Origin of the sequence: Caballeronia sp. INML1, assembly GCF_023631085.1 — a bacterium.
Lineage (GTDB): Bacteria > Pseudomonadota > Gammaproteobacteria > Burkholderiales > Burkholderiaceae > Caballeronia > Caballeronia turbans.
This window is the reverse complement of record NZ_JALQDT010000043.1, coordinates 160,723-171,337: the sequence shown is the minus strand read 5'-3', so window position 1 is coordinate 171,337 and position 10,615 is coordinate 160,723. Positions and strand designations below refer to the sequence as shown.

10 protein-coding genes and 1 tRNA gene are annotated in these 10,615 nt (G+C 56.4%); 3 read left to right on the top strand and 8 right to left on the bottom strand.

The genetic code is table 11. The annotated features are described in order from the left end of the window. Window positions 1–452 precede the first annotated feature (452 nt). Window positions 453–1,055, bottom strand: coding sequence for a recombinase family protein (locus NCR38_RS13850; RefSeq protein ID WP_250477256.1), 603 nt, complete (start codon window positions 1,053–1,055; stop codon window positions 453–455). Window positions 1,056–1,644: 589 nt separating this feature from the next. Between NCR38_RS13850 and NCR38_RS13845 the strand changes: the two genes are divergently transcribed. After that, window positions 1,645–4,080 (top strand): SIR2 family protein, encoded by a 2,436-nt coding sequence (locus tag NCR38_RS13845; RefSeq protein ID WP_250477255.1) that lies wholly within the window; start codon window positions 1,645–1,647, stop codon window positions 4,078–4,080. A gap of 122 nt (window positions 4,081–4,202) precedes the next feature. After that, the gene (locus NCR38_RS13840; protein ID WP_250477254.1) at window positions 4,203–5,045 is read left to right on the top strand and encodes a hypothetical protein; all 843 of its coding nucleotides are present in this window, start codon (window positions 4,203–4,205) and stop codon (window positions 5,043–5,045) included. On the opposite strand, the gene NCR38_RS13835 is transcribed toward NCR38_RS13840, so the two are convergent. The 7 genes from NCR38_RS13835 to NCR38_RS13805 form a co-directional block, all read right to left on the bottom strand. Beyond that, window positions 5,010–6,371 (bottom strand): DNA cytosine methyltransferase, encoded by a 1,362-nt coding sequence (locus tag NCR38_RS13835; protein ID WP_250477253.1) that lies wholly within the window; start codon window positions 6,369–6,371, stop codon window positions 5,010–5,012. The genes NCR38_RS13840 and NCR38_RS13835 overlap by 36 nt on opposite strands. Window positions 6,372–6,403: 32 nt before the next feature. Continuing rightward, on the bottom strand, window positions 6,404–6,823 hold the full coding sequence (locus NCR38_RS13830) for a very short patch repair endonuclease (protein ID WP_250477261.1): 420 nt from the start codon (window positions 6,821–6,823) through the stop codon (window positions 6,404–6,406). 454 nt (window positions 6,824–7,277) lie between these two features. Next, window positions 7,278–7,353: transfer RNA gene (locus NCR38_RS13825), tRNA-Ala, on the bottom strand. Between the two features lie 66 nt (window positions 7,354–7,419). Next, complete coding sequence (locus tag NCR38_RS13820) at window positions 7,420–7,764, bottom strand: c-type cytochrome (protein ID WP_061116676.1); 345 nt, start codon at window positions 7,762–7,764, stop codon at window positions 7,420–7,422. Continuing rightward, window positions 7,761–8,567 carry a BON domain-containing protein gene (locus tag NCR38_RS13815; RefSeq protein WP_061116920.1) on the bottom strand — a complete coding sequence of 269 codons (807 nt, stop codon included), beginning with the start codon at window positions 8,565–8,567 and terminating at the stop codon, window positions 7,761–7,763. Before NCR38_RS13815 ends, NCR38_RS13820 begins: the two co-directional genes overlap by 4 nt. Before the next feature lie 23 nt (window positions 8,568–8,590). Beyond that, the gene (locus NCR38_RS13810) at window positions 8,591–9,178 is read right to left on the bottom strand and encodes a phosphoheptose isomerase (protein ID WP_061116675.1); all 588 of its coding nucleotides are present in this window, start codon (window positions 9,176–9,178) and stop codon (window positions 8,591–8,593) included. A 103-nt stretch (window positions 9,179–9,281) separates the two neighbouring features. Further along, on the bottom strand, window positions 9,282–9,635 hold the full coding sequence (locus NCR38_RS13805) for a YraN family protein (protein WP_061116674.1): 354 nt from the start codon (window positions 9,633–9,635) through the stop codon (window positions 9,282–9,284). An 80-nt stretch (window positions 9,636–9,715) separates the two neighbouring features. Between NCR38_RS13805 and rsmI the strand changes: the two genes are divergently transcribed. Beyond that, window positions 9,716–10,606, top strand: a complete 891-nt coding sequence (rsmI, locus tag NCR38_RS13800; RefSeq protein WP_061116919.1) for a 16S rRNA (cytidine(1402)-2'-O)-methyltransferase — start codon at window positions 9,716–9,718, stop codon at window positions 10,604–10,606. Window positions 10,607–10,615: the final 9 nt, after the last annotated feature.

Sequence of the window (10,615 nt, the reverse complement as noted above, 5' to 3'; positions counted from 1 at the left end):
CCGAGAGCAACAAATCAGCACTTGCGAAAGGAGGTAAAAACAAGGATTCTTGATCCCCGTTCGAGCCCCGAAACAGGGCCTTTCTCTGGCGCCATTACGCCGAAAACACCCGGCTCCTTTACGGCGAAAGGCAACATTAATGGAGTGTGAGGGGAATCGCCGGGATGAGTGGGTATCGCTGGGATGACTGGGTTCGCCGCGAATGTCGTTGCCGGTGACAAACAGAAAACGAGCTGTGGGCGTCACTCAACTCTCACATTGTGCGAGCACCGTAGTCTTCTGCAGAGAACGAGGAGGCCGTTGCGTGGTCTCAAAGACTACGAGAGAAACTCAGGGAACATGAGAGCGAAGCCCGTCTGCTTCGTTGGAAGGGGCGTCCCCCACCTCGCTTTATATCATCAAAATATCGTTTAAAATCAATGTCTTATATCTGATTTTACATTTCGAATCGTTTAGGCTTGGGCTCCCACCTCAGCACAGTAGCGCTTGATCGTCGCCACAGACAGACCGAAGTGAGCAGCCGTGGCCGCAATGCTGGCTCCATTCTCGACTCGCCAAGCCTGCACCTCTACAGCCTCAGCCTTCCGCGGTGCTCCGAGCTGCTGACCCCGTTCCCTAGCGGCCTCAATGCCTCGCTTCTGCATTTCCTTCCGGTTCAGGTAATCAGCCTCACCCTGAGCACACATGAAAGCCAGTACAGCGTCTCTGGTCGCCTTGCTGATGGCATCGGTAGCTGTTCCATCGAACTCCATGCTGTTCATCGTGCAGATCACCTTCACACCCATGTCCATAAGTTGCCGCATTGTGGCCGCAAGCTCATCGTATCGGCGGCTGATACGGTCTAACCAACGCACGTACAGCACACCCCCATCGGAGAGCTTGTCCATCACACGCTTCCACTCGGGACGATCAGAAGGCGCTACGTGGTAGCCAGACACGCCCTCGTCAACATGCACATGGCGCTTATCCACGTGATGGGCCTTCGCATCATCGTATTGGCTGGCGCTCGTTTGACCTTCCGTTGTCGAAATACGACCGTAGTAGACCGTCTTCACTGTTAGCTCCCCGTGGCTCATTAAGTAGATGGCTCAATTCTACGGGTAGCTCACAATACAGTCAACATTATGAGCTAGGTTTTTAGCTGCACCGTTGCTTGGCTCTAACGGTATACCTTGTGAGCTAGCAGAAAGGGCGATCACGGATGCGTCGGGCTAATACCTTAGTCATCCCCCCAAAGCAGAACCATCGTTGAACAGCCAAGCGGCGATAGCTCCGACGCTCTCGACGTGCAACCGTTTAGACGCTCTTGAACTTTTCTCGACTTTGAGGTGCGAAGACCGGTACCTGAGAACCCACTGGGCCGCCTTCAAAAGAAGCGTTAAAGTCTTGATCCTGTTGTTGTAGTTTCAAGCTTGCAGCAGGGCTGGCGCTCCGGAAACTTCTCTCATCAATCAGGGCAGAGTTTGGGTATGACGGCTCAGGACCAACGGACCGAGACCTCCGCTCTCGTAAGGCACGGGGATAGAGGAAGTCCAAGGCTTGACCGGTCATTGCGATATCATTCCGGCCGAGAAAGGCAATGCAATAGGTCGGTAGCGCCGAACAAGCTGCACAACACAAAGAGAAACCATAAAAAGGCCGTATATGGATTTAGAAACCGCATTCTCACACGCTGTCGATGGAAACGCCGTCTTGTTCATCGGCGCCGGCTTTTCATTCGGTTCGCGAAATCTTCTAGATGAAACCCCTGCTGACAGCCGTGGTCTAGCGCGTGAGCTTTATGCAAAGGCGGGTATCGAGACAACCGACAGCAACCTTGCCAATGCGTCTGAGCTTTATTTGCAAGAATGGCCGGCTGGAGATTTGATTGAGCACCTAAAGAACAGCTACACCATAAAAGAACCGTCGTCCAGCCATCTCCAATTTGGAACTATCAACTGGAGACGCATCTACACGACCAATTACGACGATCTGATGAAGCGTAGCGCGGCGCAAGCGAATATAAGCCTAGTGCCGGCCGTACTTTCGGATCGCGCACTCGACTACCTTTCGACGCCGCGTACTATTCTGCACATAAACGGATGGATAGAGCGCCTAACTTCCGCCAGCTTGCGCAGCGACTTCAAGTTGACGGACGGCAGCTATTTGACCGAGGACTTCCTCCGGTCCGAATGGTGCACGGTGTTTCGCGATGACCTGCGGTTGGCGTCTGCGGTGATTTTTGTCGGCTATTCGATGTATGATCTGGATATTAAAAGGATTGTATTCTCTGAAAAGATAAAAGAGAAAACGGTTTTCGTCACCTCGCCCACAACCGATATCGTTACGGCGAAATTGCTCGGCACTTTCGGGCAGGTTTACAGCATAGGCGTTGATGCTGCTGCGGAAGTCTTATCCGCAGTCAAACAACATCATCAACCTAATCAAGATGACCTTCAGTATCTAGCTTTGCGGGAATATAAAATAGCCACCGCGAAGAACGATATTACTAATCGCGATTTCGAGCAACTTTTTCTTTACGGATTTGTTTCTCCAGAGCTGCTTGCCTCCAGCACGCGAGAAGGAAGAAGCGTTGAGTATCTACTCCATCGCGATCCTCAGGCGCAGCGTGTGGTTGATGCGATCAATCAGGGTGAGAAAAATGTCGTTGTTACCTCCGATTTAGGGAACGGTAAAAGCCTTTTCATCCAACGAGTATCAAATCTTTTGATTGATCTGGGATGGCGAGTGTTTCAAGTGGTCGACGCGTCCGCAGATACCGAGAAAGAAATTGAACGCCTGTTAGAGTCTGGGGCCAAAGTTGTCTTCGTTTTTGATTCGTATTTTTCATTCATCGATATAATTCGGTTTATTTCGATGAGGCGTTCGGACAAGCCTTGTTCTATATTAATGGCCGGCCGCACACACATCCATGAGGGCTTTGTGACTCGACTTACTAAAGCACTCGGCGGAGATGACTGGGGCGAAGAAGATCTCAACATGCTGTCGAGAGAAGACGAGGCCTTGATGATTTCACTGATGAACGCCAACGGCCTCTGGGGCGAGATGGCGGGTCAGTCGGATGTCAAAAAGTCCCGCTTTATCCGCGAGAATTGTGGATCGCAAATAAGCCAGATACTCATCGAGATCTTCAAGTCGCCCTCAATCGCGACACGGTTGAAGGCTCTGATCGACGAGGCGGATCCTGACGTAAAGAAGTTGATGATAGCGGTATCGATCATCGCGGGCATAGGAGAGTCTGCGACGCCAGATTTTCTCAATGAGGTTTTGAGTGAATCACCCCTGCTGAGAGGGCGAGCCAGTGCTCGGCCGCACCTGGACGCATTCTTTTTCTTCGGACGGGAAGGAATTGGCCTTAAGTCCCCTGTGCTTGCATTATATTACCTGACCCATATAGCGGATCCAAAGGTTATTCTAGAAACCATTCTAGAAATGTTTTTTAACGCAGATCGGGTACGGCACTTATCCGCAAGTTGCGAAAGCTTCCTTCGGGGCATAGTTCCATACTCAAATATTCAGCGACTGTTTCCCGAAAGGCAACGTCGCGAGGTTCTCCTGAGTTTCTACAGCCGAATCTCAAGATCGACTTTTGTGCACAGAAATCCTCACTACTGGCTTCAATATGCGATTGCCCGCCTCGCCTTTGAGAATGATGCAGTGAAGGAAATGGACGAAATCAGCCGTTATTTCGAAACGGCGTACGGGCACGCCAAAGCTCGGGTTCAGTTCGACACCTCGCGCATTGACAACCATTACGCACGTTTCATGCTTTTCAAGGCAACACACGCTCGTTCCTCCGAAGAGGCGATTTCGTCTTTCCGGCGGGCAGCGCAGATTATCAAAGGACAAATCGCCCGTGAGGATCGTCACTACCCTTACCGTGTCGCAGCTGGCGTCCTCCCGCTTTTTGAGCGCTTTCAACACGAGTGGACACAGGTTGAGCTGAGGGAGTTTCTAATATTCGCGCAGGAGATCACAGCGCAGATTGCCAAAATGCCGGAGCATCTCCGTAGGCACGTGCATGTAAAAACGTGCGAAGCTGCGTTGAGGACGGTCTTGGACAACAGCAGTGATCGATGAGCAAAGCGCTGCAATCTGCTATCAAATTAGGCACTCGAAAATCGGATTTTTTTAACAGGCGAGTTCTTTCTCCCAAACTCACTAACAAGAGCACACGCAGTCACAACAATTAATTAAGAAAAATGGCCAGATCAGAGAAACCAGCTGTCATTGAGCGGATCTTCAACGAATTGTGGGATGAACACGCTCAAAAGTTGACGCGGAGCGTTGTCACAAGCGAAGACGTGATTCGCGCGATTGCTCATTTTAAAGAAAAAAATGAATCGAAGCTCTCGGTGAAAAATCCGGCAAACTTCATAAAAGATGTGATAAGAAGCAAGGGCGCTTCCCGGATGTGGCCTGAGAGTCTAAAGGAAAGGCGAATAACAGCGAAACAAGTGACCGGTGACGGCAATGTCTTCGAGTTTGTCCAATATCAAGAGAATCAAACCGAGCCTTTTCCAGAGCGATTTGGTTATCATGAGGGTGTCTGGAAACATCAGATACAAAGCATCTCTATGCCGCAAGCGAGCAAGGCATTGGGGCGAGATGACGAGACGTATCTGATCCAAGTTGCAGTGAAGCTAGCCGTTGTCGAGACTCACTTTGCCCTGCAGTCGCCAATTGACGTTGTTGAACTAACTCATCTACAGGTCGGCATCAAACTTCGGCGGTGCGAAGTCGATTCGCTGTTCTCTGCTATTTACAAGGATATCCACGGAACACATCATGAAATGATCATCACTGCGGAGGCTAAGAACAAGAGCCAACGCATCTTAGAGGAACAGATCATGGAGCAGGTAAGAGCCGCGTTTAAGGCAACAAAGGTAAACCTTGTGGTGCCGATTGCGATGACGGCGGCAGCCAAAGGAATCTATCTAGCGGAATTCAAAGGAGTGAAGCGCAGCGAGCTCGACCAGTTCACTGCGCTCGACCTTGAACGGGAAGCACTATACGAGCTCTGCCCGGCTGTCAAAGGCATCTAGCTGAGCAGTTTCGGCCTCCTGTTCGAGCGTTGCTCGATCGTCCCACTGTTTTCGCTTGGGTGCGCCCTTCTTATCCCGTTTGCCTATCGGCGTCTCGATACCAAAGTGCGCCGATGCTTGGCCCATGTCCATCTGCAAGAGCGCGAGGTCGCCAAGCTCAAGGATCTTTGCAGGGACAGCCGGTTGCGCACCCAACGAGCTCATTACCTGCGCCGCGACTGCTCGCGCCAGCGGCGGCGGTACTGCGTTCCCGATTTGTCGAGCACCGTGCCATTTGGTTGGATGAAGTCGAAACCAATCGGGAAAACCGTGCAGACGAGCCATCTCTCTGACAGTTACACAGCGGGCGTGTTCGTAATGGATCGGCCGGGGAGAGGTGAACGCTCCTCTCGCGCTATCCGTTCCGGCTCGGAGGGTGTTGCTGACACCGCAGCTCGGCAACTTGAAGAACCGCGAGATTGGTTCGACGGCACCCTCTTGGGTCTCAGCGAACCTCCGTCGCGAAATTTCGGAATGGTCGGTACGTAAACTGCCCGTCAATACTCGCGGATCGAATTTGCGCCCGTACGCGAAGTCCCATGCCGGCCTCACACTGCCTCGGAGCGTTTTGGCGTACCAGCTTGCCTTACCCCACTTAACTTTCGCGGCATCTGAAACCAGAAGCCCTTCGTAAAGCTCTGCATTCGGAATGTCGCTGAGCGCGTCGAAGCAGGATGGCCCCTCGGGCAACTCCGAAAGGTCCGGTTTACTTCCGGCAGGACGGAACATCGGGGCGGGATATTGCGGGACCTCGCGTCCCTTCTTGCAGCCCATAAGTATCAACCGCTCGCGAAACTGGGGCGCACCGAAATGCGCGGCGTTCAGAACCTTCCACGGGAGTCGAATCTCATACCCAATCGATGAGAATGCGTCGATCAACTCTTGCAGAAATTGGGCGTGCTTGCCGACCGTAATCCCCTTGACGTTTTCGAAGACGAAAGCTTCGGCGTCAAGTTCGTGGACCAGTCTAACGAAATGTCGAACAAGCGCGTTCCGGGGATCGTCAAGAGCCCGACGTCCAATCATGGAAAAGCCTTGGCATGGCGCACCGCCGAACACAACGTCGACCTTCTGCTTGCCGATTCCCGCTGTTTTCCGAATCTGAGCTCCGGTCAGATGCTCAACGCTTCGCGGAATAACCGCGCAGGTGGGAAAGTTGAACGCGTGAACCGCGGCATGGATCGGGTCGATTTCGACCGCTGCGACGACGTCAAAGCCCGCCTGTTCGAACCCAAGAGACAGCCCGCCCGCACCGGCGAACAAATCAATTCCAATCGGTCGACTCATTGTGAAAATGTCCCTTTCTCGCTTAAGTGTTACTAGCTCGGAATCGTACCGGAATGCGTCGGAGAAGTCGATCGATTTTTCGATGTTGGACCAAGGAAGCTAACTAGAACGGACACAATCGCCGATGGGTCGCGAAGCTCGCATTGCCAAAGCGTAAGAGCGCCCCAACCTGCGGCTTCGAGCGCCTCAACGTTTCTATTGTCGCGGGCTTGATTCGCTTGAATCTTGGGCCCCCAGTAGTTTAGAGACGACTTCGGGAGAGCTCCTTTCCTGCAGGAGTGCCCATGCCAGTAGCAGCCATGCACAAAAATCACCTTCCTGCGGCCACTGAAAACAATGTCCGGCGTGCCCGGAAGTTCCCGGACGTGGACGCGATAGCGGTAGCCCAACTTATGAAGCAGTCGACGGACAAGCATTTCCGGCCCGGTATTGCGGGTGCCCACGGCTCGCATGATCTGGCTTCGCTGCTCGGGAGTTCGCGTGTCGACCATTTTCTGCACATTGGACTGTTGCTAGTGGACGGTCATGCCGACAACTCTCGACGCGGACGCGCCCGCCGAAAACCGGATCCGTAAGCATGTCGCCTAATCAATAAGCGAGCGACGTAATTGGTTTCCCGTGTTTGTCAACGAGATGCAGTAAGGGTTCACTCTACTTTTGCCTTCACCACCAAAAAGAGCTTACCGCCAGACCGGACAACGTTCGTCTACTTGCGATAGTAAGGAGCAGCATTCGGCCGCGCGTCGCACCGCGTGGTTGACACGCCTCGGAGTCCCTGTAATTCTTCGTTGCGACGGGCAACCGCTTGTCACCCTGATGTCACCCTGCGGGGAGTCAAACCAAACGCGGACCGGAGCAGCGCCAAAGAAAAAACCGGCCTAAGTGACCGGTTTTAAAAGGAATTCGTGGTGGAGAGGAGGAGGATCGAACTCCCGACCTTCGCATTGCGAACGCGACGCTCTCCCAGCTGAGCTACCCCCCCAACGAACGCAGATTGTATCACAGCCAAATCGCCCACAGGCAAGCCTTCGGACGATTCCACTCGCGCCTACTTCTCCGGCGCTCCCGCCAGGATCCATCCGACGACTGCCTTGATATCCGTATCGTTCATCCGGGGATGCGATGGCATCGGAATGGACCCCCACACGCCTGCGCCGCCATTCTTCACCTTCTTCTCGAGCTTCGCGCTCGCCTGCGGATCGCCCTTGTACTTCTCGGCGACCTGCTGAAACGACGGACCCACAAGCTTGCGATCGATCGCATGACACCCCATGCACGCATTGCTTCGCGCGATCACGATGGCACTCGCGGATGACACGGACTGCTCTGCGGCAGACACACCAAAAGACGCGGCGACGATCACCGCGCCGAAAATCACACGCACCATACTCATTTCGCCGCGGGAGCCCGGTTAGGATTGCCCGGATGCACGTCTGAGTTCTTCACCGGCGCGGGCGACTGCATATCGAGCGGACGCGACGTCACGCCCGAATCGGGCACCGTGCCGACCGTCGCGTCAGCGGCAGCGGGCGAGCTTGCCGCCGACACCGCGCTCGCATCGGATGCGGCCGCGGCCTCCAGCGCTCGCGCCTCTTCAGGCTTGATGTACTGGAACACCTTCACGACCTGCTCCACGCCCGGCACGCGCGCGGTGACATCGGCGCCATGCGCGCCCTCGTCCGGCGTGACGAGACCCATCAGATAGACGACGCTGCGCTCACACACCACCTTGTAGTAATTCGCGCGCAAGTCCTTTTCGCCGACCATCGCGGTCTTCACACGGGTTTCGAGATAGGAGTCGTTCGCACGCGACGAGATCGAACTCGCGCCCTGAATCGACAGTTCGTTGACGATGCTGCCCACGTTATTGATATCGCGCACGACGGCCTCGGCCTTCTGCTTCGACGCTTCGTCGGGCACCTCACCGGTCAGCAGCACGCGCCGGTTGAACACGGTCACGTTGACATGCGCCGTATCGGGCAGGTTCTCGTTGATCCGCGAAAGCGCCTTCACCTGAATCTCGCGGTCTTCGGTCTGCGCACCGAGCGTGCGGCGATCCGTGGCGATCAACGTGCCGCCAGCCGCCGCGCCGACGACCGCGAGCGCGCAGCCCTGCAACGTCAATGCGACTCCCGACAACATGCTCACCACGAGCGTGGCTTGGGCCAGCGTCGCCTTGACGCGTGTCTTGTTCATCAACTCCGTTCCCCCTTTCAGTTTCAGTCGTCGCCGAGCAACATCGCATCGATGCCGTCGCACAGACAGTGAATGGTCAGCAGATGGACTTCCTGGATGCGCGCCGTTCGATCGGACGGCACGCAGATGTGAATATCGGTTTCGGCAAGTACGTCGGACATCGCACCCCCGCCCTTGCCGGACAAGGCAATCACGATCATCTCGCGGTCATGCGCTTCCTGAATCGCCGCGAGCACGTTGACCGAGTTGCCCGACGTGCTGATCGCGAGCAGCACATCGCCCGATTGACCGAGCGCGCGGACCTGGTTCGAGAAGATCTGCTCGAACGCATAGTCGTTGCCGATGGCCGTGATGATCGATGTATCCGTCGTCAACGCGATGGCCGGCAAGCCAGGGCGCTCGCGCTCGAAGCGGCCGATCAACTGCGCGGCGAAGCGTTGCGCATCGGCAGCCGAGCCGCCGTTGCCGCAGACGAGAATCTTGTTACCGTTGGCAAGTGCGCCGAAAAGCGTGTCGACAGCCGCCGCGATCGGAACCGCCAGCGCATCGAGTGCTTCGAGTTTGAGTGCCGCGCTGTCGCGGAATTGCTGTTGAATACGTTCGACTGACATCGACTCTCGATCATCGGCCGCGGCGCGCGGCGGTATGTGGCTTGAACGCTCAAAGCGTCGGTTGTTGCGCAGTTTACCGCATGCATCATGCAACGAACCTCGCTCATGCCTCGTCGGCGCGAAACGCATCGGGCAGCCAATGCACGCGACCCGCATCGAACGCGACGACATCGAAGCGGCACGCCGGCAACGCGCCGCGCCAGGTCGCGAGGAAATGCTGGGCGGCGTGCACGAGGCGCACACGCTTTCTCGCATCGACACTCGCGGCTGCATTCGCGTAGCGCCTGCTCTTCCTCGCCCGAACTTCGACGAACACGAGCGCGCCACAAGCATCGAGCATCACAAGATCGATCTCGCCGCCCCGGCACGTCACATTGCGCGCGACGAGGCGCATGCGCTGCCGCTGCAGAAATTCCAGCGCACGCGACTCGAAAACATCGCCGAGCGTTTTGGACAAGGCTCCTCCCTAAAAGTTGTCGGCGGGCCATGCTAATCGCGCGTGGCAAAATGACGTCCTTTCCTTCAACGCCCGCGCTCATGCTCCAGATCTCCGAACTCGCCGCCGGGCAGCACTATCCGACAAGCGCGCTCTACGTCGTCGCAACGCCGATCGGCAACGCGGCGGACATCACCGTGCGGGCGCTGCATGTGTTGCAACTCGCGGATCGCATCGCGGCCGAAGACACGCGCAACACCGCGCAACTGCTCGCGCGCTACGGCATCTCGAAGCCCTCGATCGCCGTGCACGAGCACAACGAGCGCGCGGCCGCCGAACGCGTGATCGAGCATCTCAGGAACGGCGAGCGCATCGCGTGCGTATCCGACGCCGGCACGCCCGGCATTTCCGATCCCGGCGCGCGTCTCGTCGACGCCGTGCGCGAAGCCGGGCTGCCGGTCATTCCACTGCCTGGCGCGAGCGCGCTGACGACGGCGCTCTCCGCGGCGGGCGCGTGGGTAAGCGGCTTCTCGTTCATCGGCTTCCTGCCGACGAAGCCGAAGCAGCGCGCCACGCAATTGCGCACGCTCGCGAATCATCCGATGGCGCTGGTGTTCTACGAAGCGCCGCATCGCATCGTGGAGACGACGCGCGCGCTCGGCGAGACGCTCGGCGGCGAGAGGCAACTGCTGATCGCCCGTGAACTGACGAAATTACACGAGAGCCTGCATCGCTGCACCTTGGCCGAAGGGCCAGCGTGGCTGGAAGCCGATGCGAATCGTCAGCGCGGGGAATTCGTTCTGGTGGTGGAAGGCGCGCCCGAAGCGCAAGACGCCGACGACGCGCACGACGCACTGCTCGCGACGCTGCTGGAAGAGTTGTCGGTGAAGAGTGCGGCGCGCATCGCCGCGACGTTGACGGGCGCATCGCGCAACGCGCTGTACGAGCGCGCGCTCAAGCTGGCAAAGCGGCACGAAAGCGCAGACGAATGAAAACGGGCC

Excerpts from the sequence above, each read along its gene's own strand:
- rsmI (WP_061116919.1), top strand. The coding sequence starts at position 9,716 with ATGCTCCAGATCTCCGAACTCGCCGCCGGGCAGCACTATCCGACAAGC.
- NCR38_RS13845 (WP_250477255.1), top strand. The coding sequence starts at position 1,645 with ATGGATTTAGAAACCGCATTCTCACACGCTGTCGATGGAAACGCCGTC.
- NCR38_RS13830 (WP_250477261.1), bottom strand. The coding sequence starts at position 6,823 with ATGCGAGCCGTGGGCACCCGCAATACCGGGCCGGAAATGCTTGTCCGT.
- NCR38_RS13840 (WP_250477254.1), top strand. The coding sequence starts at position 4,203 with ATGGCCAGATCAGAGAAACCAGCTGTCATTGAGCGGATCTTCAACGAA.
- NCR38_RS13815 (WP_061116920.1), bottom strand. The coding sequence starts at position 8,567 with ATGAACAAGACACGCGTCAAGGCGACGCTGGCCCAAGCCACGCTCGTG.
- NCR38_RS13820 (WP_061116676.1), bottom strand. The coding sequence starts at position 7,764 with ATGAGTATGGTGCGTGTGATTTTCGGCGCGGTGATCGTCGCCGCGTCT.
- NCR38_RS13810 (WP_061116675.1), bottom strand. The coding sequence starts at position 9,178 with ATGTCAGTCGAACGTATTCAACAGCAATTCCGCGACAGCGCGGCACTC.
- NCR38_RS13835 (WP_250477253.1), bottom strand. The coding sequence starts at position 6,371 with ATGAGTCGACCGATTGGAATTGATTTGTTCGCCGGTGCGGGCGGGCTG.